Origin of the sequence: Herbaspirillum rhizosphaerae (genome assembly GCF_046025915.1) — a bacterium.
Classification (GTDB): domain Bacteria; phylum Pseudomonadota; class Gammaproteobacteria; order Burkholderiales; family Burkholderiaceae_D; genus Herbaspirillum; species Herbaspirillum rhizosphaerae_A.
In genome coordinates this window covers 118315-145194 of the sequence record NZ_JAQQFR010000015.1, presented here as the reverse complement: position 1 = coordinate 145194, position 26880 = coordinate 118315, and the positions used below count along the sequence as shown (strand labels likewise).

Sequence of the window (26880 nt, the reverse complement as noted above, 5' to 3'; positions counted from 1 at the left end):
TTGGGAATGAACGCGAAGAAGAATGTGATTAAAGGATCCGGAACTGCGTGGATGCGTAATGCACGATATGCATTGCTGTTGGCGGGGGCTGCAGCGACGCTGTCGATATCTACTTCGGCGTTGGCCAACAAGGCCAACGACACGCTGGTATACGCCTCCGATAGCGAGGTCGAAAACATCAGCCAGTATCACAACAATCTGCGCGAAGGCGTCATTCTGGCTCACCTGATCTGGGACACATTGATCTTTCGCGATCCCAAGACCGGCGAGTACAAACCACAGCTGGCCACCACCTGGAAATGGGAATCGCCAACCGCGCTCGTGATGGATCTGCGTCAGGGGGTGCAATTCCAGAACGGCGACAAGTTCAGCGCCGATGACGTCGTGTTCACCTTCAACTACGCCGTCTCCAACGAATCCAAGGCTGTCACGCGTCAGAACACCGACTGGATCAAGGACGTCGAAAAGCTCGGCGACTATAAAGTACGCATCAACCTCAAGCGTCCTTTCCCGGCCGCGCTGGAATATCTTGCCGGCCCGCTGCCGATTTATCCCGGCGTCTATTTCAAGAAACTCGGTCTGGAGGGATTCAGCAAGGCGCCGATCGGCACCGGCCCCTACAAAGCCACCAGCGTGGTACCGGGACAGGGCGTGACACTGGTCAAGAACACGAACTATTTCAAGGACAGCCCACAAGGCCAGCCGAAGATCGGCAACATCAAATTCGTCGTGATTCCTGATCCGGAAACCCGCTCGGCACAACTGATGACCGGCGCCATCGACTGGATCTGGCGCGTGCCTGCTGACCAGGCCGAGTCGCTCAAGACCACGCCCAAGATCACCGTGCAAAGCGGTGAAACCATGCGCGTCGGCTTCCTGACCATCGATGCCACCGGCACCTCGGGACCGAACTCGCCGTTCAAGGATTTGCGCGTGCGTCAGGCCGTCAACTATGCGATCAACCGTAAAGGCATCGCTGACAACCTGGTGCGCGGCGGCAGCCAGCCGGTTTATACAGCCTGTTTCCGCACGCAGTTCGGTTGCGATGCCAAGGCCGTCATCAACTATGACTACAACCCCGCCAAAGCCAAAGAATTGCTGGCCGCAGCAGGCTATCCGAACGGCTTTGACACCGAGATCTACGCCTACCGCGAGCGCGAATTCGCCGAAGCCATCATTGGCGATCTGCACAAGGTCGGTATCCGCGCACGCCTGCATTACATGAAGTTCGCCGCCTTGCTGACGGAATACCGCGCCGGCAAGACACCGTTGACCTTCCAGACCTGGGCGTCGTTCTCGATCAACGATGCATCGGCGTTCACCGGCGTCTACTTCAAGGGCAGTGCGGATGACATCACCAAGGATCCACAATTGCGCCAGTGGCTGGAAACCGCCGACAACTCGGTCGACCCGGCCGTGCGCAAGACCAACTATTCGAAGTCGCTGGAATCGATTTCCAAGCAAGCCTTCATGGCGCCGATGTTCTCTTACTCGACCTTCTACGCCTACAACTCGCAGCTGAAGTTCCAGGGCTATCCGGATGAACTGCCGCGTTTTTATGAAGCGAGCTGGAAGTAAATCAAGACGCAAATCATGAAGCAAGTTGAACCTTAAGTCTTAGCGTTGCACCGCGCGGCAGAGATCACAAAAAATCCCTGCCGCGCAAGCTATTCGGTTCTTGTGCCATACCGTATTCAAGCTTTAGCCAACTGTGATGAAGGACAGTCGCCATGCTGATCTACATTTTGCGTCGCTTCGGTATCGCCCTGTGCGTTGCCGTGACGGTCTCCATCGTCAGTTTTTCATTGCTGCATATGTCGGGCGACCTGGCCACGGCGATTGCCGGACCTGAAGCCAGCGCCACGCAAGTGGAAACCATCCGCGTGCAGTTTGGTCTCGACCGGCCGATGATGTCGCAGTACTTCGACTGGCTCGGCAAAGCGGTACAGCTGGATTTCGGCAAGTCCTTTTATTTTCAGGGGCCGGTCATGGAAATGGTGGCCGAACGCCTGCCGATCACCATGAAGCTGGGCGGTATCGCCTTGCTGCTCGCGGTCTCCATCGCCATTCCACTTGGCGTGCTGGCGGCGATCTATCGCGACACCTGGCTGGACCGCGTTGCACTCCTTATCGCGGTGGTAGGGCAGGCGATGCCCAGCTTTTGGTTCGGTCTCAGCCTCATCCTGATTTTTTCAGTGACCTTGCATTGGCTACCGGTCGCCGGTAACGAAGGCTGGGAAAACTTCGTGTTACCCGCCATTGCTCTTGGTTATTACGCCATGCCCGCGATGATGCGCCTGACGCGTGCCGGCATGCTGGAAGTGCTCGGCTCCGACTACATCCGTACGGCACGCGCCAAGGGCCTCAGTAAAGGCAAGGTCATCTTCAAGCATGCACTGCGCAACGCCGTGATTCCGGTTGTCGCACTCGCTGCGGTCGAGCTCGGTTTCATGCTCGGAGGTTCGGTGGTGATCGAGTCGGTGTACTCCATGCAAGGCCTCGGCCAACTGGCCTGGGATGCCATCTCTCGCAACGACTATCCGGTGGTGCAGGCGGTAGTGCTGATCATCGCCATGTTTTATATCGGCCTGACTTTCCTGGCCGACGTCATCAACGCGCTGCTCGACCCGCGCATCCGCACCCGCTGAGGAATCGCCATGACGACTATTTCCACTTCCTCCATGCCGACCAGTCCGACAAATCAGACAAGCGGCTTTCTGCAGGCCACGCTCAAACCGGTTCCGCTATGGCGGCGCAAGCTCAACCGTATGCTTGGTCATCGCGGTCTGGTGCTGGGCGCAGCCATTCTCGCGGTGATCGTCTTGGCGGCATTGTTCGCGCCCTTGCTGGCACCGCACGATCCGTTTGAGCAGAATGTCTCGCAGCGCCTCATTCCACCGATCTGGAACGCGCTCGGCAGTTGGGATCATGTACTCGGTACCGACAAGCTCGGCCGCGATTATCTGAGCCGCCTGATTTACGGTGCGCGCGTGTCACTGATCATCGGTTGCGCGGCAGCGTTGATCTCCGGCGTGATCGGTACCACGCTGGGCGTATTGGCCGGCTACTTCGGCGGCCGCGTTGATGCCCTGATCAGCTACATCATCACCACGCGCTTATCAATGCCGGTGGTATTGGTTGCGCTGGCGATGGCTTCACTGGTCGGTGGTTCATTGAAGGTCGTGATCATCCTGCTCGGCTTGCTGCTGTGGGATCGGTTCGCGGTGGTCACACGTTCGGCAACGCAACAGCTGCGCGACGCCGAATTCATCGCCGCCGCCAAAGCCATCGGCGCATCGACGCCCTACATCCTGGTGCGTGAGATTCTACCCAACATCATGAGCGCGCTGATCGTCGTCATCACGCTGGAAATGGCGCATGCGATTCTACTGGAGGCAACCTTGTCCTTCCTCGGACTCGGCGTGCAGCCGCCGACACCGTCGTGGGGCCTGATGGTCTCGGAAGGCAAGTCCTACATGTTCTTCAAGCCCTGGGTCATTGTGATTCCCGGTGTGGCGCTGGCGATCCTGGTGCTGGCAATCAATCTGGTCGGCGACGGGCTACGCGACGTCAACGCGCCTGACGGTCGCAACTGAAAAGGGGAAGAGGATGAGCGTCTTACTCGATGTAAAAAATCTGCGCGTCGATCTGCCGACAGAAAACGGCATGCTGCACGCCGTGCGCGGCATCGACTTCCAGGTCAAGCGCGGCGAGATGCTGTGCCTGGTCGGCGAATCCGGATGCGGCAAGTCGATGACTTCGCTGGCACTGATGGGACTGTTGCCACGCAAAGCCATCTGCACCGCCGATCGCATGGCATTTGACGGTGTCGAATTGATTGGCTTGCCGGATAAAGAGCTGAATCAGCTGCGCGGTCAGCGCATGTCGATGATTTTTCAGGAGCCGATGACTTCGCTCAATCCGGCTTACACGCTGGGCAATCAGCTGTGCGAAGCCATGCTGGAAAAGCCCGGTGTCACCCGCGCCGAAGCCCGTGAGCGCGCCATTTATCTGCTGCACCGCACCGGCATCAGCAATGCCGAAGACCGTCTGCGTCAATATCCGCACCAACTCTCCGGCGGCCTGCGCCAGCGCGTCATGATCGCCATGGCGCTGATGTGCGGGCCTGACCTGATCATCGCCGACGAGCCCACAACCGCATTGGACGTCACCATACAGGCGCAGATTTTGCGCATGATCCGCGAGCTGCAGCGCGAGTTCGGCACGGCCGTGGTCTTCATCACCCACGACCTCGGCGTGGTGTCGCGCATCGCCGATCGCGTCGCCGTGATGTATGCGGGGCAAGTGGTGGAAACTACCGACGTCGCACAACTCTTCGCCTCGCCCCAGCATCCCTACACGCGCGGTTTGCTCAACTGCATTCCCGTGCGCGGCAAAACACTGCCGGGCAGCAAACTGCAAGCGATTCCCGGTGTGGTGCCTAGCCTTGTGGGCGACGTCAGTGGTTGCGTCTTCCGTAATCGCTGCTCGATCGCTGACGCCACCTGTGAGCAGGATCCACCGATGGTCAATACCGCCGCCGGCGATAAGATTCACACTGCACGCTGCCACAAAGTGACGGCGGCAGACGCAATGCAACTGAGCGAGGCGGCAGCATGAACATGAATGCATTCGTGGATGACATCGTGCAAGCCGAAATCCCGGCCAACTCGTCAGGTACTGACATCGCACTGGAACTCTGCGCACTGAGCAAGGTGTATGCGCTCAAGCGCGGCATGTTCAAGGCGCCCGGCGAGATCAAGGCCGTCAACGACGTATCGCTGCGTTTGTATCGCGGCGAAACGCTGGGTCTGGTCGGCGAATCCGGCTGCGGCAAGAGCACGCTGGCCAAGATGCTGCTGGGCTTGCTGGAGCCGACTGCCGGAAATGTTCTGATCAACGGCCAGGAAGTCGATCCGACGCTGCGCAAGGACAACGCGCGCCACATCCAGCCGATTTTTCAGGATCCGTATTCTTCGCTCAATCCGCGCAAGACGGTTGCCGAAATCGTCGGCCTGCCATTGAAGTTGCACCGCATCGGCAGCTCCACCGAACAGCAAAAATCGGTGCGCAAGATCCTCGATCTGGTCGGCATGCCGGAGCGCACCTATGCCCAGTATCCGAATCAGTTGTCCGGCGGCCAGCGGCAACGCGTGGCGATTGCGCGTGCGCTGATCCTGCAGCCTGACATTCTGATTTGCGATGAGCCGACGTCGGCGCTGGATGTTTCGGTGCAGGCGCAAATTCTCAATCTGTTGCTGGATCTCAAAGCCGAGTTCGGCCTCACGTATCTTTTCATCAGCCATGACCTCGGCGTGGTCGAGCATCTGGTCGACCGTGTCGCGGTCATGCACAAGGGCAGCATCGTGGAGCTGGAAACACGTGAAAAGATTTTCTCCGATGCGCAGCACCCTTATACGCGCATGTTGCTGGCCTCGGCGCTGACGCCCGAGCCGGGGCTGGGCATTCCGGAACTTGCCGTGAACGGATAACACGCGTCGGCTGCGCAACATCCACGGCAACCAAACAAAACATGTCGACGCGACAGCTGCTGTCACGTCAATTTCAAGAATGATCGATTGACTATAAACCGAGGAGAAACAACATGAGCAGAGCACAAGCCATCGCGCAGGTCAGCGCCTATTTCGACGACGGCCGTTTCATGACGTCCTTGCAAAAGCGCGTTGCCATCCGCACCGAGAGCCAGGAAGCGGCGAGCCGGCCGATTCTGTATGACTACCTGCTGCAGGAGATTCAACCCGAGCTGGAAGGCCTCGGTTTCACCTGCGAAGTGATCGACAATCCGCTGCCGGGCGGCACGCCGTTCCTGCTGGCTGAACGCCTGGAAGCCGATGCTGCCTTCACCTTGCTGACCTACGGCCACGGCGACGTCGTGCGCGGCTATGACAAGCAATGGCGCGAAGGCCTCAAGCCCTGGGAAATCGTTGTCGAAGGTGACCGCTGGTACGGTCGCGGTATCGCCGACAACAAGGCGCAGCACACCATCAACTTCGCGGCACTGACTGAAGTGCTCAAACTACGCGGTGGCAAGCTCGGCTACAACGTAAAAGTAATCCTCGAAATGGGCGAAGAAGCCGGCTCACCAGGACTCAAGGAAGTCGCCGAGAAATACGCCGACAAGCTGAAGTCCGATCTCTTCATCGCTTCCGACGGGCCGCGTGTGAACGCGCCGACGCCAACCATGTTCCTCGGTTCACGCGGCGGCTGCAATTTTGATCTGCGTGTCAATTCGCGCGACGGCGGTCATCACTCCGGCAACTGGGGCGGCTTGCTGCGCAACCCAGGCGTGCGTCTGGCCAATGCCATTGCTTGTCTGGTCGACGGCAAGGGACGCATTCGCGTGCCGAGCTTGTTGCCGGATGCCTTGCCGCAGAGCGTGCGTAACGCATTGCGTGATGTCGAAGTCGGCGGCGGCCCTAATGACCCTGAGGTTGATGTCGACTGGGGCGAGCCGGGCCTGACACCGGCCGAGCGCGTATTCGGCTGGAACACGCTGGAAGTCCTGGCCTTCAAGACCGGCAATCCGGAAGCGCCGGTCAATGCAATTCCCGGTCACGCATCAGCGCATTGTCAGATCCGTTTCGTGGTCGGCAGCGATGACAAGAACTTCATCGCCAACATGCGCGCGCATCTCGACGCGCATGGCTACACCGACGTCGAAGTCACGTTGTCCGGTATCCAGTTCACGGCAACTCGCCTCAATCCGGATGACGAATGGGTGCGCTGGGGTCTGGCGTCGATGCAGGAAACCAGCGGCAAGCAGCCGACCTTGTTGCCTAACCTGGGCGGGTCCTTGCCCAACGACGTGTTCTCGGATGTGCTTGGCCTGCCGACACTGTGGGTGCCGCACTCGTATCCGGCCTGCTCGCAGCATGCGCCCAACGAGCATATACTTGCCAGCGTATCGCGCGAGTCACTGCAAGTCATGGCCGGTCTGTTCTGGGATTTGTCGGAGCAGGGTGAGCAAGTGCTGGCGCGGAGAACAGAGAAAACAGTCGCAGCCTAAGGTCGTGGCCTGAAAACCGATTTCCGGAGTGAACACATGAGTACAGAGTTTTGCCAGATCGCCGATCTGGACGACGTCAAGGATGAGCTGGTCGGCATTCGCCGTCACATCCACCAGCATCCCGAATTGTCGTATGAAGAAGTGGACACCGCCGCATTGGTGGCAGCGCGTCTGGAAGGCTGGGGCTACGCCGTCACACGCAACATCGGCGGCAACGGCCTGGTTGCCACCCTGCGTGCCGGCAGCAGTACGCGCAGCATCGGCGTGCGCGCCGACATGGATGCCTTGCCGATCAACGAAATGACCGGTTTACCTTACGCCAGCGAACGACAGGGCAAGATGCACGCCTGCGGTCACGACGGCCACACCGCGATGCTGCTCGGTGCGGCGTTGCAATTGTCACGCACACGCAAGTTCGACGGCATCGTCAACCTGATCTTTCAACCGGCGGAAGAAGCAGGCTTCAACAGCGGTGCCGAACAGATGATCAAGGACGGTTTGTTCGAACGCTTCCCTTGCGACGCAATTTTCGGCATGCATAATCATCCGGGTGTGGCGACGGGGACGTTCATGTTCCGCGCCGGCCCCTTCATGGCGGCCTGCGATACGGTAAAGATCAAGGTCATCGGCAAGGGCAGCCATGCGGCACGTCCGCATCAATCGATCGATCCGCTGGTCACCGCCAGCAGTCTGGTGATGGCTCTGCAGACCGTGGTGGCGCGCAATATTGATCCGATGGAAGCTGCTGTGGTGACAGTCGGCTCATTGCATGCGGGTCATGCCGCCAATGTGATTCCGGAACATGCCAAGATGGAACTGAGCGTGCGTTCCTTCAAGCAAGAGGTGCGTGAGTTGCTGGAACAGCGTATCCGCGCGCTGGTGCAGTCCCATGTCGAAGGCTACGGCGCCAAGGCGGAAGTCGAGTACATCTGCGGCTATCCCGTGCTGGTCAATTCAGAGGCTGAGACCGAGTTCGCAAAGCAGATCGCGGTGGAGCTGGTGGGCGAAGACAAGATCATTCCATCGTTCTCGCCGATTGCCGGCAGCGAAGATTTTGCCTACTTCCTGCAACAGCGTCCGGGTTGCTTTCTGCGCGTCGGCAACGGTGCGGGCAAGCCGATGCTGCATAACGCTCACTACGACTTCAATGATGACAACGTGACAGTGGGCGCTGCCTACTGGACGCGTCTGGTCGAACGCTTCCTGCAAGCTTAGTTTGCATCGGGGCCGGTCTACGATTGACCGGCCCTGATTGCGACATTACTCGCTCTTCTCTTCCCTCTGCGGAATTCCCATCGCCTGGAACAAGGTTGCCGTATCCGCCAGTCGCGTGGCGACGGCGCGAATCTCCGTCAGCCGCGCATTCTGGAACTGTTTCTCGCCGGCCCGCGTTACGCTGGGCGCGATGGCACCGAGTGCCGCGCGTCGCTCCGCATCACGCCAGTACTGTTCGCTATGCTTGCGCGCGTTGCTCGCCGCGGTCAGCGTATCGGCATCGTGGGTCAGGGCGCTCAGGCTGTCGGCAACGTTCTGGAAGGCGTTGAGCACGGTCTGGCGATAGTTGTCCTGCGACGCCAGATACTCGTCCTGTGCCGCCCGGCGCCGTGCTTGCAGCGCGCCGCCATGGAACAGCGGCTGCGTCAGCGATGCACCGATGCCCCACACTGCGCCCGCGCCGCTGGTAGCCTTGGGCCAGGAGAAACCGGCGCGGCCGAAGGAGCCGGTGATCGACAGACTGGGGAACATCTCCGCTGTGGCCAGTGCTTCCTGCGCAGCGGCCACCTTCAATGCCGCATCGGCGGCGAGGATATCGGGGCGCTGTTTCAGCAGATCGGACGGCACTGCCACCGGCACACGTTCCGGCAGCGTCAATGCTGCCAACTCCAGATCGGGTGGTGCGGCATCAGGTGTACGTCCCATCAAGACCGCCAGTGCATGACGCGCAGCCTGCCATTGCGTGCGCAATCCCGGTAATCCCGCTCGCAAGGATTCCGCACCCGCCTGCGCATTCAGCAAATCGCTGTTCGACGCAGAACCGAGTTCCACGCGGCGCCGTACTTCCGCCGTGTCGGCATCCGCCAGTTGCACCAGCCGTTCCGTCGCCTCCACTTGTGCACGCAAGGCTGCACCGTTGACTGCTGCGATCACCACATTGGCAGCCAGTGCGCGGCGAGCAGCGTCGAGTTGATAGGACTGCGCGTCGACCTGCGCCGCCAGTGCGGAGTTTGCATAGCGTTCCACACCAAACAAGTCGAAGGTGTAGCTGACGTTGAGTTCGCCGGCAAAGACGTTGTACAGATTAGTCGGCGCACCGATGTTCGGCAGGCCAAGTGCGCGCTGGCGATTCGATTGCAGCACCGCATCGACAGTCGGGAACAGCGATTCGTTGATCTGTGCGCGAAGTTGCTCTTTGGCCGCGGTCAGACTATGCGAAGCCTGCGACAGCGAATAATTCTTCGCCAGCGCTTCTTCCACCCAGGCCGACAATTGCGGCGAACGATAGGCTTCCCACCAGGTCGGTACCGGGCGTTCGCCCAAAGCGAATTTCTGGGAAGCATCGGCCGAACCGATTTCGCCGGGTGTGGCTTCGACGCCGTAGTGTGCCGGTTGCGGCATATCGGGCGCGATGCCTTTCGGGCCGAGCGCGCAGCCGGACAAGGTCAGCGCAAGCAGATAGAGAGCGTAACGTGGAGGGGGTAAATGAACGGCACGCATTAGCGGCTCCCTTCAGATGCAGTGTCGGAATCGGCATAGGCGGTCTCGCTCGGCTTGACCTTGTAGCACAAGGCATACAGTGCCGGCAGATAGAACAGAGTCAGCACAGTGGCGACGGTGATGCCGCCCATGAGTGCGGTCGCCATCGGGCCGAAGAAGTTGCTGCGCAACAGCGGGATCAGCGCCAGCACCGCAGCAGCGGCAGTCAGCGTGATCGGACGGAAGCGTCGCACCGTGGCGCCGACGATGGCGTCGAAACGCTTGCGGCCGGCGCTGATGTCCTGCTCGATCTGATCGACCAGAATCACCGAGTTACGCATGATGATGCCGAGCATGGCGATCGTACCCAGCATCGCGACGAAGCCGAACGGCTGGTGGAACAGCAGCAGTGCGCCGACCACGCCGATCATGCCCAGCGGTGCCGTCATCACCACCATCATGGTGCGGCCGAAACTTTGCAACTGCACCATCAGTAATACCAACACCGCAATCACCATCAGCGGCATCTGCGCCGAGATCGAGGATTGCGCCTTGGCGTTTTCTTCGACCGGTCCGCCGACGGCGATGCGATAGCCGACCGGAAGTTCCTTGCGCAAGCTTGCCAGTTTTTCATCCAATGCATTGCTCACGTCGATACCTTGCACGCCGGCGCGTACATCGGCCAGCACCGTGATGGTGGGCTGACGATCGCGTTCCCAGATGATGCCGTATTCCAGCTCATTGCGGATGTGGCCCAGCGTGCTCAACGGCACCGAACCGGAAGCGGTCGGTATCGCCAGCGAACTAAGGCGTGCAGGATCGACGCGTTCGCTGCGCGGTGCGCGCAGATCAACGCTGATCAGCTTGTCGCGTTCACGATACTGAGTGACGGTGTAGCCCGACAGATTCATCGCCAAGAAGCTGGACACTTGTTGCGTGGTCAGACCCATTTCAGCGACGCGCTTCTGATCGAGTTCGAAAGTGACCGAGCGTTGCGCCGGCTCGTCCCAGTCGAACTGGACGTTAGTGGCGCGCGACTCCTTGCGGATTTCTGCTGCGACTTTTTCAGCGATGGCGCGGACTTCAGGGATCTTTTCGCCACTGACGCGGAACTGTACCGGGAAGCCGACCGGCGGGCCGTTTTCCAGACGTGTCAGGCGTGTACGCAGGCCGCTGAATTGCTCACGCAATGGTTGCTCCAGTGCCTTAGCCAGTTTTTCGCGATCCTCAACCGATTTGGCGGTCACGACGAATTGCGCAAAGTTGGTGCTTGGCAGTTGCTGATCCAGCGGCAGATAGAAGCGCGGCGCGCCGGTGCCGACGAAGTTGACGACGTGGTCGATTTCAGGACGACCCTTCAATACCGCCTCCATGCGCAAGGCTTCGCGCTGGGTTGCTTCAAACGAGGCACGTTCCGGCAGGCGCAGGTCGATCAATAGTTCCGGACGGTCAGAACTCGGGAAGAATTGCTGCGGCACCAGGCCGAATGCGGCGAGCGAACCGACGAACAGCAGCGCTGTGAGGATCACCACGCGGCCGCGAAATGCCACGCACCACGCCACCATGCTGCGCAGGCGGGTGTAGACGCGGGTCTTGTAAATGGCGTGATCGTGATCTTCTTCGTGGGCTTCGTGTGAATGATCCGTTTCATCGTCTTGCGCAGCGCCTTCAGGCTGCGGCTTTTCCTTCAGCATGTGATAGCCCAGCAGCGGAATCAGAACCACCGCTGCAAGCCACGACAGCAGCAGCGCGATTGCCGACACTTCAAAGATCGAACGCGTGTATTCGCCGGTGCCGGACTTCGCCAGTGCAATCGGGAGGAAGCCGGATACCGTCACCAGCGTGCCGGTCAGCATCGGGAAGGCGGTGCTGGTATAGGCGAATGCAGCGGCACGACGTCGGTTCCAGCCTTGTTCGAGTTTCACGGCCATCATTTCCACTGCGATGATGGCATCGTCCACCAGCAAGCCCAGCGCCAGCACCAGCGTACCAAGCGACACCTTGTGCAGACCGATGTCGAACATATACATGAACAGTGCGGTCACTGCCAGCACGATAGGGATCGAGATCACCACCACCATGCCGGTACGGATCCCCAGTGACAGCAGGCTGACCACCAGCACGATCGCAATCGCTTCGGCGACGGCTTCCAGGAAATCGTCGACTGATTTTTCCACTGCATGCGGCATGCTGGAAACGGCGGTCAGTTTCAGACCGGCCGGCAGGCGTGTGCGCAATGCTTCAGTGCTTTCATCAAGCGCCTTGCCGAGTTTGATGACATCGCCACCGGGTTGCATGGTGACGCCGATGCCGAGTACCGGCTTACCGTCGGAACGCATCTGCTGCTCTTGCGGATCATCATAGCCACGCGTGACTGTGGCAATGTCGCCGAGACGGAAGTTGCGATTGTTGATGCGAATGATTTTGTCGCTGATCGCTTTGACGTCGTTGAACTGTCCGCTTGGGCGCACATACAAACGGTCATTGCCGGTGGTGATCAGGCCGCCCGGCGCCACCGCATTCTGTGCGCCAATCAGGTCGCCCAGTTGTTGCGGATTGATGCCCAGCCGCGACATCTGTGCGTTGGAAATATCGATGTAGATATGCTGATTGCGATCGCCGAAATAATCGATCTTGCCCACACCCGGCACGCGCAGCAATTCACCGCGCAGCTGGTCGGCGTAGTCGCGCAATTGCGCGGGCGAGAAACCGTCGCCTTCCAGTGCGTAGATGTTGGTATAGACGTCGCCGAATTCATCGTTGAAGTAGGGACCCTTGACGCCGCTGGGCAAAGTCGCGGCGATGTCGCCGACTTTTTTGCGGACTTCGTACCAGGTCTTCGGCACTTGTGCGGCAGGCGCGGTGTCCTTGATCGTGAAGAACAACTGTGACTGGCCCGGGCGCGAATAGCTGCGCAAGAAGTCGACGTCAGGCGTCTCCTGCAATTTGCGCGCGATGCGGTCGGTGACCTGCTCCTGCACCTGGCGCGCGGTGGCGCCCGGCCAGTCGGTCTGGATCACCATGACCTTGAAGGTGAACGGCGGGTCTTCCGATTGCGACAGCTTGGAATAGGAGCCGATGCCCAGCAACGTGATCAGCGCCAGGATGAAGGTGACCAGCGCCTGATGCTGCAAAGTCCACGACGACAGGTTGAAACGTCCGGGTGCGCTCATAGTGCGAAGTCCTCAGCATGCAGCGGCGCGATCGGTTTCACTTTCTCGCCGGCGGTCAGCGTATGCACACCCTGAACCACGATCTTTTCACCGCCGGTGACGCCGTCGCTCAGTGTGACACTGCGCTCACCGTAAGCGCTGACGATAACCGGACGCAATTCCAGCTTGCCGTCGGCAGGCCGCACGATCCACACCGCCGGACGATTGCCTTGATGGAACAGCGCGGTGGCGGGGATGACAGTAGTGGTGGTAGTGGTCGAGGTTGTGGATACGGTCTTTTCTTGCGCAGATGTATTGATGGAGACTTCGCCGCTCATACCCAGACGCAGGGAAGGATTCTGTGTCTCCAGTGTCACCTTGACGCGGAAGGTGCGGCTTTGCGGATCGGCGGCGGGACTGACTTCGCGCACGCGGCCGGTCAATTTCTGATCTGGCAGCGCTGTCAGTTTGACAGTGGCCGGAGCACCCACGCGGATCTTGGCTACCTGGCTTTCGGAGACTTCGGTCGTGACATCCGTGGCCCCCGACCATGCCAGCGAAAACACCGGTTGTCCGGCTGCCAGCACTTCGCCGGTATTTGCTTGTTCTGCGCTGATGACGCCATCGTGTTCCGCGATCAGGCGGGTGTAATTGCGCTGGTTGCCGGCCACCGCAGCGCGTGCCGTTGCGCCTTTAAGCTGCGCCTTGGCGGCGGCATAGGCATCCTGGGTTTGTTCAAGTTGCAGCGTGCTGATCAGTTTGTCGCGGGCTTGCAGGGTGTCGCGTTGCAACTGCTTTTCGGCAGCGTCGAAATGCTCACGCGCAGAGGCCAGGTCGGCTTCCGCGCTGGCGGCGTTGTGTTCGGCATCGACAGGATCAAGACGCGCCACAACATCACCCTTGCGCACGGTATCGCCCAGATGCACGCGGCGTTCGATGACTTGCCCGGCAATGCGGAACGACATCGGTGTCGAGAAGCGCGACTGCACTTCGCCGGGCAAGGTCAGCATTTGTCTTCCACTGTCGGTTTGTGCCGGGAGGACGACGACTTCACGCGGTGCATCGGCGACCGGGGCCGGTTTCTGACACGCGGCCAGGGCCAGCGTGACGGCCAGCACCAACGGCAGCAACACCGGAGAGCGGGTAGGGAGGGGGGACGTGGTACGGCGATGATGAGTAAACTTCACGGCATTCCTTTCTGGAAATGTGATGTCCGGATCGTCAGCCGTTCCGAACCCTGCAACCTGATTAATTTTTTAAGCGCATGCGGGAATTTTTTGGCATTCTAATACACTAATGAATTCAGATGCAATGATGTATTTGAATGCATCGATGCTAAAATCACGCCATGAGCAAAGCCATGACCACCGCCAACGCCAAATTAGTTGCCAAAACGGAAATCCCGTCCGCAGGACGTCAGCGCCTGAGCCGCGAGCAAAGCCGCGAGCAGACGCGCCAACGCCTGCTCGAGGCGTCGCATGCCGTGTTCGTTCAAAAGGGATTCACGCTGGCCAGCGTGGAAGACATTACCGCCGCCGCAGGTTATACGCGGGGTGCGTTCTATTCCAACTTCGGCGACAAGACCGAGTTGTTTTTTGAATTACTGCGTCGGGAGAGCGCGGACATCGATCTGGAATTTCACCGCCTGTTCCAGTCGCCGGTGATCGATCCGACCGCGTTGATGGAAAAGATTTCCGGTTACTACAGCACACTGTACCGCGACGACATGTGCAGCCAGCTGTGGATGGAAGCCAAGATCGTCGCCATGCGCGATGAAAAATTCCGCGCCACACTGAGCATCTTCCTGCGTGAGCGCCACCAACAGATCGCCGAGTTTGTCGAGATCTTCGCGCGTCTGACCAATACCCCGTCGATCGCACCGGCTCACCAGATCGCAATCGGTCTGATGGCCTTGTGTGAAGGCGTGTGCTTCGCCCATCGCTGTGATCCGGAACGCATTAACGACAAGACCGCCGAGGCAGTCTTGTCATTGTTTCTCAAAGCGACGATTGCGATGCCGCATGCGTCTGCTGCCATGGCTGCAGCAGTCGCGCCGGCATCGGCGAAAAAAGCCAAAGCGCCGGCCGTCGCTAAAAAGAAAACGAAATAAGAGCGCCGGTAGCAGAAAAGTACGGCGCGCTCGGGCCTGCTCCCGCAGGAGCAAGCCGGGCGAGCTTGGCGCTGCGGCTTACTTCACACTATTCAGATATGCAATCAGATCAGCGCGTTGCTTGGCGTCGGCGATGCCCGAGAACGGCATGACGTTGCCCGGCAACAGCTTCTGCGGATCGGCGATGTAAGCGTCCAGTTTTTTTTCATCCCAGGTCAGGTTGGCGCGCTTGAGCGCCGGGCTGTAGCGAAAGCCCGGCGACGATGCCGACTTGCGGCCGACGATGCCCAGCAAGCCGGGACCGATGCCGTTGGCGGCGGTAACGGTGTGGCAGGCGGCGCATTGCGCGAAAACCAGTTTGCCGGCGTTGACGTCCTGCGCCATGGCCGGCAGCGACGCCGCCGACAACACGATTGCGGCAGCCAGCGCTGCGCGGTGGAAATATTTCATTGATTGCTCCTCAAAATGTTGAATACCCGTCGCGCATCACAGCATGCGCGGACGTTGCACGTAGCGCACCAGATCGTCACCCAGACGGACTGCCAGCGCCGCCAGCGGACCGGTCGGGTTGTAGCCCGAGTTGTGCTGGAACACCGAAGCGCCGACCACGAACAGATTCTGCGCGTCCCAGTGCTGCAGGCGCGGAGAAACAACGCTATGCGCCGGATCCGTACCCATCGGGGTGCCGCCGGTGATGTGCGTGGTCTGGTAGGCGCGGATGTCGAACGGACTCTTGCGCGGCACCGCCGGCCCGACGATGTCGGCACCCATCGCCTTGGCGATGTCTTCCATTTTCTTGGTGACGTAGGCCGACATCTTGGTCTCGTTTTCACGCCAGTCGAAAGTCATGCGCACCAGCGGCTGGCCGTAGGCATCCTTGTATACGGGATCGAGGTCGAGGAAGTTTTCCGTGTTCGGATAGCAGCTGCCCTGGATCGACATGCCGAAGGAATGCGCATACCAGTCCACGTTGGCCTGCTTCCACTTGGTGCCCCAACGTGGCGTACCCGGTGGCAGGCGACGTGCGACGATAGGGCGGCCGCTGAACATGTTGGCGCTGATCATGCCGCCGCCAAGGAAGCCCAGACCCGTGTGGTCGAAGTTGTCGTTGTTGAAGTCGTCGATCACGGTGCCGGTGCTGCCGGTAGACAAGAAAGGATTGGTCCAGCGGTCCTTCATGAACACGTTCACGGCAGAGGTAGTCTGGTAGCAGAAGTTCTTGCCGACCACGCCCTTGCCGGTGACCGGATCATACGGCGTGCCGATCTTGTCGAGCAGCAGCAGTTTGGTGTTGGTCATGGTGAATGCGCCCAGCACGACGACGTCAGCCGGCTGTTCATACTCCTGGCCGCTGCGCAGATCGAGGTAGCGCACGCCGGTCACGCGCTTGGTCTGCGCGTCGTAGTTGACGCCGAGCACATGACTGTTCAGGCGTATTTCAAAACCTTTGCGTTCCTTCAGCATCGGATACAGCAGCACTTCCGGAGAAGCCTTGGCTTGCGCTTCGCAGATGAAGCGTTCGCAGTGACCGCAATATTGGCATTGGCCGAGTTTCTGTCCGTCCGGATTGGTGTAGACGCCGGAGGAATTTGCCGCCGGTGTCGGGAACGGGTGATAACCCATTTTCTCTGCAGTCTGTCTGAAGACGGTGCCGGCTTCAGTGATTTCCAGCGGCTTCTGCGGATACTCGCCGCGCCGTGGCGCTTCGAACGGATTGCCGCCGGCCTGCTTTTTGCCGTTGATGTTGCCCGCTTTACCAGAGATGCCGAACAGTTTCTCAAACAGGTCGTGGTAAGGCTCCATCTCCTTGTAAGTGACGCCCCAGTCCTGCAGCGGCATGTTGGCGGGGATTGCCTTGGCGCCGTAACGATTGGTGTAATGCGTGCGCAAGGTCGGGTCATATTCGGCCCAACGCCAAGTGTGGCCGTTCCAGTGATTGGCGGCGCCGCCCATGCCTTCGCCGGGCAGAAAGGCTTCCATCCAGCGCACCGGCAGCGAGGTGTCGCTGCGCGAATGACGCAGCGTGTACGTCTGCACGTTCCATTTTTGCACCAGGCCCTGGCGCACGTCCCAGCGCAACTCATCGCGTTGCGACGGCAGCTTGGCTTCGGCGCCGTTGCTGTGATCGCCGCCGCGTTCCAGCACCAGCACGTCAATCCCTTGTGCCGTCAGCTGACGCGAAACCAGGCCCGCAGTGAGCCCGCCGCCGACGATTACGACCGTCCGCTTTTCCAGTTTTTTTATCATGTTGTGTCCTTAGCTGAAGTCGAGGATGGACTTGGGATCTTTTGCGCCGGGGAAGGGTTTGCCGCGGTAGTTCACCATGTCCAGCGTGTGCGTCGCCGGCAAGCCGGGATAGCCGAGCATCTTCCAGAACACCTTGTTGTTATTGCCGCCGTATAGCGGATCGGCGTAACAGGCTTGCGTGAACAAGGGATACATCAGCTCGTTGAACCAGGATCCCAGCGGGGTGTCTTCGTCGACCACTTTGCCGTCGGCGATGGCGGCGAGGAAAGCATCGGCATCTGCCGGCGCCAACTGGTCGAAGGCTTTGCCGAACTTCTTGATCGCCTGGCGGTTGGCGGCTTCCACGCCAGCCTTGAAGAACTGTTCGGGCGTCAGCGGCAATTGCAGGCCGAGTTGCGGCTTGCCTTGCAGCCACGGGCCGCTCATGTAGCGACCGGCGCCTTTGCCGTAAGCGCCGCTCAATTGGCGGTCGATGAAAATCGCCAGGCCGCAGTCGACGCCGTTGGGCGTGAACTGATCGGCCGGGCACATGATGTTGACCATGGTTTCGACGAAAGCGGCTTCATCGGCGCTGAAGCTTTCGTAGCCGATCAGGCCCGGGGAGGCTGCCGGAGTTGCAGCTGCGGCCGGTGCATCGGCAGCGCTTGCGGCGGAGGCCGCGATCGCTGCACCGGCTCCGGCGCCAACAGCCAGTGGAGAAGAGAGCGATGCAGTGCCTGCAACAGTAATGACCTGTCGCAGAAAATGCCGCCGTGGTGGTGGTTGGGTGTTGTCGTCACTCATCTGTGCCTCCTTGTGTAAGTGGGTGAGATTGTGGTGTGCGGTCGCAAGCGGATTCTACTCATCGGATGTCTCTGCCGACGTGATGTCACACGTGGAAAACATCATCAAAACAGAAACGAAAAAGGGAATGCGATCACCGACCGGAAAGACTGTTTCATCTCTCCGGTCATGATTAAGGTGTTGCGCGATCAGACATGATTGGCTGTTCGATTGAGATATCGGATCAGAAAGTTTCCCAATCGTCGTTCGACGAAGCCGCGGGTGGCTTGCCGATGGCGGGTTTGGCGGACGCCAACGCCGGTGTCGCCGAGGAAGACATCTTCAGTGGCGTGATGGATTTTGTGCTGCGTGCCTTGACCGGCGTACGGGAAGGAGCTGTCGAGTAAGTCGGTTTGGCGTACGCTTGATGGCTGCGCTGTTCTTCGATGATCTTGAAAATGGAGACGGCGTCTTTCAGCGACAAGGCCTGCTGCTCCAGCGACTTCGCTGCTGCACTGGCTTGTTCGACCAGTGCAGCATTTTGCTGTGTGGCTTCATCCATTTGGGAGACTGCTCGCGAGACCTGATCGATACCCGAGCTTTGTTCGCTCGAGGCGGAAGAGATCTCCCCCATGATGTCGGTTACACGTTGCACTGCACCGATGATTTCACTCATGGTTTGACCTGCCTGGCCTGCCAGCGCCGAACCGGTTTGCACGCGGTCGACCGACAGCATGATCAGATCCTTGATTTCCTTGGCGGCGCTGGAGGAACGCTGCGCCAGGGCACGTACCTCGCTGGCGACCACCGCGAAGCCGCGGCCCTGTTCGCCCGCGCGGGCGGCTTCCACCGCTGCGTTCAACGCGAGAATGTTGGTCTGGAAGGCGATGCCGTCGATGATGCCGACGATTTCGGTGATCTTGGTGGAGCTATCGCGGATTTCATCCATGGTGGTCACGACGCGGCTGACAACGTCGTTGCCGGCGCTGGCGATTTGCGAGGCATTGACGGCTAGCGTGGATGCCTGGCGCGCGTTGTCGGCGTTGTGCTTCACGGTGCTGGTCAGCTCTTCCATGCTGGAAGCAGTTTCTTCCAGCGAGGCAGCTTGTTGCTCGGTGCGGGAGGACAAGTCGAGATTGCCGGCGCTGATTTCCTTGGTCGCGGTGGCGATGGCATCGCTGCCGGTGCGGACCGTGGAAACGGTCTTGGTCAGGTTGTCCTGCATCTTCGACAAACCGGTCAGCAACTGGCCCATTTCATCGGTCGAATGCACGTGTACGCGGTGAGTGAGGTCGCCTTCAGCGATGTCGTCGAAATGCTTGAGGGCTTGCTCGATCGGACGCGAAATCGCACGACGCAGCGAGAACCAGCTATAGCCGGCGAGCAGCAAACCGATCGCCACTGCGGCGATCGAAATCATGCGGAAATTTTCGTAGCGGTTCAGCGAGTCTTCATAGTTCTGGCGCGCTGCGTCGGTTTCATATTCGTTGAGCAGCGTGCCGCTCTTTTGCATCGCGGTATAAACCGTGCCGACTACACGCGCCTTGTCGGAAATCTGCTGACGGTCGCCGCCCTTGATGGCGTCACGGAATTCATCAATGGCCTTCTCAGTCTTGGTGAGGCCTTCTGTCACATCCTGCACCAGCTTCTTGGCCTGTTCGCTTTGCGGCAGCGCTGCGTATTTGGCCCACCATTCCAGTGCCTGCTTGCCGACGTCCGCTTCTGTCTTATACATTTGCTGCGCCCAGGCCGGGTCTGTCGTCAATGCAGCCTGGTCCAGCGAGGTGCGCTGGCGGCCGACCCACAGCAGGGTATTGTCAGCGGCAACGGTCTTTGGCATGCGCACCTGATACAGCTCGCGATTGATCTTCACGACGGTCGACATGCCGAACAGACCGGTCATGCCAATGGCGAGAAGCAGGACGGACAGAATCGCCATGGCGAGTGCAAGGCGGGACTTGATGGTGAGTCTGAGGGTTTTCATGTTGAGATCTTTTTTCTTTTGAATTGAGAGCGGCAATGTTGCTGGTATTGCTGGCTGGGGATGTTTTCCGGGCAAGCGTTCATCAATAAAGAAAATGCAGCAAGCTCAAACCACCTTGTCTCTGTCGTCGATATGTTTTTTATCAATATCGTCTGTGCACCATCAAGAGGAAGCGGCGATTTCTCGTCAGGCATTTGCAGGCCAACGCATTTTCACAAGGTATTAACGGCGGGGGTGATGATGTTCTGAAGCAATTTCTCTGAAAAATGCAGAGAATTTACAATTAAAAGAAGCGCTCTTTATTTAAAGACAATGAATGAGGATTTGCGCAAATACTCTGGGATATTTTTGCTGACAAAATGCTGACGCAATGACGAAATTTTCCCTCACGATTCCTCAGTTATTGCTCTGCGATGAGCTTGCCGTCGCAGAGCAAAAACAAGGTGACAACACGACGCATCAATGACGTCGTTGATTTGCGCCCGACCAGGCGGCCGACTATGCCGCCAACAACACCGGATCGTAGTCGAGACTGTAGCGAGTGAACACGCGATTCAATGCCGGTAGCGGCGCCACTTCCATCTCGCGCACTGCCGGTTCCATGATTACCATCGCTACGGTGGCTGAGAGATTGTCATGGCTGCCCGGACGCGGTGGACGGCAGACCGAATAGGGCAGACCGAAGTTGTCGAAGAAGGCATCCTTCATCTGTTGGCGGCCGAGCTTGGCGCCGGCGCCGTTGAGCAATTTGCGCACGCGCCAGTCGCGGTAGTGACTGTCGGGTGAATTGGCGATGCCGAGATCGACCAGCTTGCTCAGTGCTACTTGCGACATCCAGTGATTCGCATGCACGATAAGATTGTCTTCGCCGGGATAGATCGGGAAGGATTCATTCGTCGTGCATTCGAAGTCGATGCCGAAGCCTTCGGCCATGCCCAGCATGATGTTGTTGGAGCAGGACTTCGGCGTGGTCGCGACGGTCTTCATTGCCAGCGAAAAAATCTCCTGTTCCAGTACCTTGCGACGAATCAGCGACAACGGTACGCCCAGCTGCGTGAAGTCACGGTTCGATTCCAGATAGTTGGCCGTGATGGATACGCCGGCGCTGTTGAAGCCGCTGCGCGCTAGTCCGCCTGCTTCGACGAAGGTCAGGAAATCGGGGCCGTTGTCGTTGCGTACGCGTAGCACGATGGAGGTGTCGGCGCATTCGGCGCGCCAGTCCCAGTTTTGTCCGTGGATCAGATTGCCGGTGGCTGAACGTTCCGGCAGGATCAGTGCGCCGGTGCAGCCGTCGCCGGGTTCGTTGTCGACGGCGGCGACTTTTTCAGCGCGAGCTTTGGCGAGTACTTCGGTACGCGCATTAATCATCACGATGTCGGCGAAGTCCACATTGGCACCTTTGGCGATGCCGCGCATTTCGTCGATGCAATGCGGCGCGTAGTCGCCGATCTGCCTGGCAAAAAAATCGATCAGCTTGTTGCGCGCCTGTTCGCCGTAACCGATGTTGACGAGCGTCTGTCCGTACAGCGCAATGCTGCCGCGCACGCGATCGGCAGCCTGCTGGCCGTATTGCACGCCGCGCTCGTGCGGTGTGCCGGAGACGGAGACAAAAGGAAATTGCTGAATGGTAGTCATGATGTCGGGTACTCCTCAAAGGAAACAGGCAATGCAGCAGCCTGGCGAGGTGGCGGAAGGCGCTCGCAAAAAATGGTCAACAAGAAAAAGGCGGGATGTTCATCTGCTTGCTGTGAGCAACCCGCCGCAGAGGGTTCGGCCGCTTCTTACCTGGCCAGGCTGCTGGTCCACATCAGGGGTTTGCTTTCCCAGACGGTGTAACCGGAGACGCGTTTACGAATAGCCCAGGAGTCGGTTACGTTGTACAGCAGGATCAGCGGCGTCTTGGTGATCAGCATGTTGTGCAGTTGATCGAACAGCACCTGACGTTTCTTGGTGTCGGATTCGATAAAGCTCTGATCGATCAGTTTTTGCGCAGCAGGATCGTCCCACACCTTGCGTGACTGTTTGGTCTTGTTGCCGGAGAACTGCTCATAGCTCAGCGCCGGATCCAGGCGTGACGAATACGTGAAGGAACTCATCTGGTAATTGCCGCTGTTGTAGCGGTCCAGTTGCGTGGCCCATTCCAGCACTTCGATCTGGGCATTGATACCGACCGCCTGCATCATCGCCTGGCTCAATACCGCCACCGTGTAGCTCGGCACGTGCGCGCGCTTGTTGGCCTGAATCACGATAGGCTGTCCACGGTAACCGGCTTGTTGCAGCAACAGCTTGGCCTTGGTCGGGTTGTAGACATAACCCTTCTTTTGCTCTGCGCTGTAGAACAATGACTTGTCGTAAATCGCGGAGTTGTTGACGTGCGCCAGACCTTCAGAAGCGGCTTCGACGATCTGCTTCATGTCCAGCGACAAGGCAATCGCCTGACGGATCCTTTCATCTTTCAGCACCGGATCGTTGGTTTGCATCAGCAAGGTGTTCTTGCCGGCTTCGCTTGGGATGATGACGTTCAGATTGCGGTTGGCCTTCAGCTCCTTGACGTCGGATGAGGTGATCTGGCCGGCATCGATGGCGCCGGATTGCAAACCTGCCTTGGAGGTTGACATATCGGGCACGTCGAGAAACTTGACCTGCGGAATTTGCGGCTTCTTCAGGCCGAGATAGCCGTCCGGCTTGTTACCCGGTGGCGATTGATAATCGGCGAAGGCGCTCAGGGTGACATATTCGCCGCGCTTCCATTCGTCAAACTTGTACGGGCCGGTGCCGATCGGCTTGTCCCAGCTGCCGTCTGCCTTGACGGATTTTTTGCTGATGACCGCAGCCATGGCGCAATCGGTGCGCGCCAGGTTGTCGAGGAAAATGGCCGATGGCTTGTCGATCTTCAGCACAAAGGTTTGTGCGTCGGGCACCGTTGCCGACAAGACCTTGGTGCCGGAACGGCCGTCGAAATCGCTCAAGCAGCGCCAGTCGGTCTTGGGATTCATGTAACGGTTCCAGCTCCACAGCACGTCGGCTGAGGTCATCGGATCGCCGTTGTGAAACTTGACGCCGGTGCGCAGCTTGAAGGTATAGGTCAGCCCGTCGGGGCTGACGTTGATGGACTTCGCCAGCAGCGGACCGACCGAACCGTTTTCGTGATAGCCGACCAGACCTTCGACAATGTTGAGCACCACACCGTCCGTCGTGTTGTCGCGATTGACGCCGGGATTGGTGGAGCGGATATCCGCCGGTTGCGCGACGACGATTTGCGCCGGATTCTGTGCAAAAGCAGAAGTCGCGCTCAACGCTGCGATGGTACTCATGGCACTCATTACGCTCATTTTCAGCAGCAGGCGTGCTGGAGACTGTGAAGAAGACATGGCTGATTTCCTTGAGAGCTGTGCGTGAATAAAGATCGACGAAGATGTTATACGGTTAAGCATGGATTGGTGTGGCGATGGCTGTTGCAGATGCCACCGGTTCGTCAAAACGCCATTTGAGCTGCATGCCGCCACCGGGTGTCGGGATCAATGCGGGGATCGCTGACAGTAGTGTACGTGTATAGGCATGCTGAGGCTGATCGAAGACGGCATCGCGACTGCCTTGCTCAATGATGCGGCCACCTTGCATGACCAATACCCGGTCGGCAACTTGTTCGACCACGCCGAGATCGTGGCTGATGAACAGGCAGGAGAAGCCGTGGCGATCTTGCAGCTCTGCGAACAATTCCAGCACCTGTGCGCGTACCGTCACATCCAGCGCCGATACCGGTTCATCAGCAATCACGAACGAAGGATGGCGCACTAGTGCACGTGCAATCGCAACACGCTGGCGCTGACCGCCAGAGAGTTCATGCGGATGGCGGTCGTCGTATTTGCCGTCGAGGCCGACTTCCTGCAGCATCTTCGCCACGCGGGCGCGCTTGTCAGCGGTCGACATGCCGTCGACTTGACGCAGGCCTTCGCCGACCAGTTGTGCAATCGTCATGCGCGGATTGAGCGAGGAGTAGGGATCCTGAAACACCATCTGGCAATTGAGACGATAGTCGCGCCAGCCCGGATCGCTGCGATGGATGGCATGGCCCTTGAACAGGATGTCGCCTTCGGTCGGTTTGATCAGTCCGGCGATGGTGCGGCCCAGCGTGGTTTTACCGGAGCCGGAGCCGCCGACGACGGCGACGATTTCCTTCGGCTGGATGGCCAGATCGATGCTGTGCAAAACACGCTTGGAAACGGTCTTTGAAAACAGGCGCTGATGACCGCCGTATTCGACCACCAGATTGCGGACTTCGACCACTGGTTCGGCCGCCGGCAAGGTGCGTGTCGGCTGGCGGCGTGGAATCGCTTCCAGCAGCTTGCGCGTGTAGTCTTGAGCAGGCGCCGCCAGCATGGCGGCGGTGTTGCCGGATTCGACGACTTCGCCCTGCTTCATCACGATGACGCGTTCTGTGTAGCGCGCGACCATCGGCAGGTCATGGCTGATCAGCAGCACCGCGGTGTTGCGTTCGCGGGTCAGGTTGACCATCAGTTCCAGCACGTCGCGCTGCACGACGGCATCGAGTGCGGTAGTGGGTTCGTCGGCAATCAGCAGCGCAGGCTCCAGCAGCATGACGGAGGCCAGCATCATGCGTTGACGCATGCCGCCGGAGAACTCATGTGGCCATGCCGACAGCGCTGCCCTGGGATCGGCAATGCCGACGCGGGCCAGCATATCCAGCGTCAGTTCGCGGCGCATGGTCTTGGTCAGTTGCGGGCGATGCAGCGCCAGGCCTTCATCCAGTTGCGAGCCGATGGTCGAGGACGGATTGAGCGAGGTCATCGGCTCCTGAAACACCATGCCGATGCGTGCGCCGCGCAATGAGCGCAGGCGTTTTTCACCTGCTTGGGCGATGTCTTCGCCTTCGAACACGATGCTGCCCGCTGTACGCAGCAACGGCAATGGTGTCAGTCCCATGATGGCACGCGCGGCCTGCGTCTTGCCGCTGCCGGATTCCCCCACCAGACCGACGAATTCGCCGGGAGAAACCGAGAACGATACGTCGCGTACGATCTGCCGTCCTTTGGCGCCGATGGACAGGGTCAGGCCGGAGACGTCAACGAGTTTGCTGGCGACGGGTGTGGAAGCCATGTTCATTCCAGACCTTTCATGCGTGGATCGAGCAGGTCGCGCACAGCGTCGCCTAGGAAGTTGATGCCCAGCAGCGTGAGTGCGATGCACAGACCAGGAAAGATCGACAGGTAAGTCGCCTGTTCCATGTAAGGCCGCGCCGAGGCCAGCATGTTGCCCCAGGTCGGTGCCGGTGGCGGTACGCCCAGCCCGAGGAAGGACAAGGCGCTCTCAGCCAGAATCACCCAGCCGAACATCGACGTCGCCAGCACGGTCAATGGCGCAATACAGTTAGGCAGGATATGGCGCACCATGGTGTAGAGCTCGGAGTTGCCCAGCACGCGCGAGGATTCGATGAATTCTTTCTCTCGCAGCGACAGCACCGTGCCGCGCACGATCCGTGTGACTGAGGGTGTATACGCCAGGCCTAGCGCGAGGATGATGCCATATTGATTTGCTCCGAATACTGCCAGCAAGGCCAGCGCCAGCAGCAGGCCGGGGAAGGCCAGCAAGGCATTGATGAAGGCCATCACGATGCGATCCACCCAGCCGCGCACGAAGCCGGTGACCACGCCGATACAGGTGCCGACCACGATGGCGAACAGCACCGTCAGGAAGCTGATCCACACGCTGTTGGAGGCACCGGCCATCAGGCGCGACAGTTCATCGCGGCCGAATTCATCAGTGCCAAGCAACCATGCCGCGCCAGGTGGCTGGAAGCGTGCGGAGAAGCTGATTTTCAGCGGATCGTGCGGTGTCCATACTAGCGCCAGCAATGCAGCGCCGAGGATGAACGCGATGACCAGCAGACCGATCAGCGCTTGCGGAGTACGGAATTTTTTCATTCGGCCAGCACCCGTGGATCGAAGAGGGGATAGCAGAGATCGACGACCAGATTGGTCAGCACATAGATCACCGCCACGAACAGCAGACATCCCTGAATCACCGGATAGTCGCGCGCAAAGATCGCATCCACCAGCAGACGGCCGAGGCCGGGCACGGTGAACACGGTTTCCACCACGGCCACGCCGCCGAGCAGATTGCCCAGCACCAGGCCGATCAGTGTCCAGGTCGGGCCGAAGGAATTGCGGAAGGCGTGGCGCATCATCACCGCGCGCTCGGATAGACCCTTGGCGCGCGCGTGGGTGATGTAATCGAGGCGCAATACTTCCAGCGTGCTGGCGCGCGCCATGCGGATGAGCACGCCGATTTCATGCAGGAACAAGGTCATGATCGGCATCACCAGATACAACAGGCCGGTTTTCCAATCCGTCATGACCGAGACGTAACCCACCACCGGTAGCCAGTCCAGCTTCAGCCCGAAGAACAGCAACAACAGCAAGCCCAGCCAGAAGGTCGGCAAGGACACCAGCAAGGTGGCGGCACCGACCAGCGCGAGGTCAGGCAGGCGGTTTTGCTTCCATGCCGCAATCATGCCGGCCGGAACCGCCACGATCACCGCGAGGATCACGGCAACGACCACGATCTGTGCGCTCACCATGAAGCGGCTCAACACCAGTTGCAATACCGGTTCGCCGGTCGTGATCGACACGCCGAGATCGCCGCGCAAGGCATGGCCGCCCCACACGCCGAACTGCACCAGCCAGCTCTTGTCGAGTCCCAGATGCGTGCGCAACTCCAGCAGGCGTGCCGGATCGGCGAGATCGCCCAGCAGCAGCTGTGCCGGGTCGCCTGGGATCAGTCGGATCAGCACAAACACCGCGACTGCGACGATGAACAAGGTCGGCAGCGCCATGGCCAGTCGATTCAGCGTGAAACGAAACATGTGGTGTGTTCTCCGCGCGGA

Annotated in this window: 20 protein-coding genes; 8 read left to right on the top strand and 12 right to left on the bottom strand. The window is 59.5% G+C overall.

The features are described from left to right. Positions 1-51 precede the first annotated feature (51 nt). From PQR63_RS20705 to PQR63_RS20675, 7 genes are all read left to right on the top strand, one after another. Complete coding sequence (locus PQR63_RS20705) at positions 52-1578, top strand: ABC transporter substrate-binding protein (RefSeq protein WP_408169833.1); 1527 nt, start codon at positions 52-54, stop codon at positions 1576-1578. A 152-nt stretch (positions 1579-1730) separates the two neighbouring features. Beyond that, positions 1731-2648: an ABC transporter permease gene (locus PQR63_RS20700; RefSeq protein ID WP_408169832.1), complete on the top strand. Its 918-nt coding sequence runs from the start codon at positions 1731-1733 to the stop codon at positions 2646-2648. Positions 2649-2657: 9 nt separating this feature from the next. After that, positions 2658-3596: an ABC transporter permease gene (locus PQR63_RS20695; RefSeq protein ID WP_408169831.1), complete on the top strand. Its 939-nt coding sequence runs from the start codon at positions 2658-2660 to the stop codon at positions 3594-3596. A 13-nt stretch (positions 3597-3609) separates the two neighbouring features. Beyond that, positions 3610-4620 (top strand): ABC transporter ATP-binding protein, encoded by a 1011-nt coding sequence (locus PQR63_RS20690; protein ID WP_408169830.1) that lies wholly within the window; start codon positions 3610-3612, stop codon positions 4618-4620. Between the two features lie 2 nt (positions 4621-4622). Next, complete coding sequence (locus PQR63_RS20685; protein ID WP_408169841.1) at positions 4623-5492, top strand: ATP-binding cassette domain-containing protein; 870 nt, start codon at positions 4623-4625, stop codon at positions 5490-5492. Between the two features lie 113 nt (positions 5493-5605). Further along, positions 5606-7027 (top strand): M20 family metallopeptidase, encoded by a 1422-nt coding sequence (locus PQR63_RS20680; RefSeq protein ID WP_408169829.1) that lies wholly within the window; start codon positions 5606-5608, stop codon positions 7025-7027. A gap of 36 nt (positions 7028-7063) precedes the next feature. Then, positions 7064-8242 (top strand): M20 aminoacylase family protein, encoded by a 1179-nt coding sequence (locus PQR63_RS20675; RefSeq protein WP_408169828.1) that lies wholly within the window; start codon positions 7064-7066, stop codon positions 8240-8242. 45 nt (positions 8243-8287) lie between these two features. Here PQR63_RS20675 and PQR63_RS20670 read toward each other — a convergent pair whose 3' ends face one another. From PQR63_RS20670 to PQR63_RS20660, 3 genes are read right to left on the bottom strand one after another with little or no spacing between them, the layout of a single operon-like run. Continuing rightward, positions 8288-9742, bottom strand: a complete 1455-nt coding sequence (locus PQR63_RS20670; protein WP_408169827.1) for an efflux transporter outer membrane subunit — start codon at positions 9740-9742, stop codon at positions 8288-8290. Beyond that, on the bottom strand, positions 9742-12894 hold the full coding sequence (locus PQR63_RS20665) for an efflux RND transporter permease subunit (RefSeq protein WP_408169826.1): 3153 nt from the start codon (positions 12892-12894) through the stop codon (positions 9742-9744). The genes PQR63_RS20670 and PQR63_RS20665 overlap by 1 nt, the downstream gene beginning before the upstream one ends. Continuing rightward, positions 12891-14060, bottom strand: coding sequence for an efflux RND transporter periplasmic adaptor subunit (locus PQR63_RS20660; protein WP_408169825.1), 1170 nt, complete (start codon positions 14058-14060; stop codon positions 12891-12893). Before PQR63_RS20660 ends, PQR63_RS20665 begins: the two co-directional genes overlap by 4 nt. A 161-nt stretch (positions 14061-14221) precedes the next feature. Here PQR63_RS20660 and PQR63_RS20655 point away from each other — a divergent pair, with 161 nt between their 5' ends. After that, positions 14222-14983: a TetR/AcrR family transcriptional regulator gene (locus PQR63_RS20655; RefSeq protein ID WP_408169824.1), complete on the top strand. Its 762-nt coding sequence runs from the start codon at positions 14222-14224 to the stop codon at positions 14981-14983. A 78-nt stretch (positions 14984-15061) separates the two neighbouring features. Here PQR63_RS20655 and PQR63_RS20650 read toward each other — a convergent pair whose 3' ends face one another. The 9 genes from PQR63_RS20650 to PQR63_RS20610 all read right to left on the bottom strand — a co-directional run bounded on the left by PQR63_RS20650 (position 15062) and on the right by PQR63_RS20610 (position 26859). After that, on the bottom strand, positions 15062-15433 hold the full coding sequence (locus PQR63_RS20650) for a c-type cytochrome (RefSeq protein ID WP_408169823.1): 372 nt from the start codon (positions 15431-15433) through the stop codon (positions 15062-15064). 36 nt (positions 15434-15469) lie between these two features. Next, complete coding sequence (locus PQR63_RS20645; RefSeq protein ID WP_408169822.1) at positions 15470-17230, bottom strand: GMC family oxidoreductase; 1761 nt, start codon at positions 17228-17230, stop codon at positions 15470-15472. Between the two features lie 9 nt (positions 17231-17239). Next, positions 17240-18013, bottom strand: coding sequence for a gluconate 2-dehydrogenase subunit 3 family protein (locus tag PQR63_RS20640; protein ID WP_408169821.1), 774 nt, complete (start codon positions 18011-18013; stop codon positions 17240-17242). Between the two features lie 223 nt (positions 18014-18236). Next, positions 18237-19976, bottom strand: coding sequence for a methyl-accepting chemotaxis protein (locus PQR63_RS20635; protein ID WP_408169820.1), 1740 nt, complete (start codon positions 19974-19976; stop codon positions 18237-18239). Between the two features lie 498 nt (positions 19977-20474). Next, positions 20475-21611, bottom strand: a complete 1137-nt coding sequence (locus PQR63_RS20630) for a C45 family autoproteolytic acyltransferase/hydrolase (protein WP_408169819.1) — start codon at positions 21609-21611, stop codon at positions 20475-20477. Between the two features lie 146 nt (positions 21612-21757). Further along, the gene (locus PQR63_RS20625; RefSeq protein WP_408169818.1) at positions 21758-23347 is read right to left on the bottom strand and encodes an ABC transporter substrate-binding protein; all 1590 of its coding nucleotides are present in this window, start codon (positions 23345-23347) and stop codon (positions 21758-21760) included. A 55-nt stretch (positions 23348-23402) separates the two neighbouring features. Further along, the gene (locus PQR63_RS20620; protein WP_408169817.1) at positions 23403-25094 is read right to left on the bottom strand and encodes an ABC transporter ATP-binding protein; all 1692 of its coding nucleotides are present in this window, start codon (positions 25092-25094) and stop codon (positions 23403-23405) included. Positions 25095-25096: 2 nt separating this feature from the next. Next, positions 25097-25918 carry an ABC transporter permease gene (locus PQR63_RS20615; RefSeq protein ID WP_094562576.1) on the bottom strand — a complete coding sequence of 274 codons (822 nt, stop codon included), beginning with the start codon at positions 25916-25918 and terminating at the stop codon, positions 25097-25099. Beyond that, positions 25915-26859, bottom strand: a complete 945-nt coding sequence (locus PQR63_RS20610) for an ABC transporter permease (protein WP_408169816.1) — start codon at positions 26857-26859, stop codon at positions 25915-25917. Before PQR63_RS20610 ends, PQR63_RS20615 begins: the two co-directional genes overlap by 4 nt. Between the last annotated feature and the right edge of the window lie 21 nt (positions 26860-26880).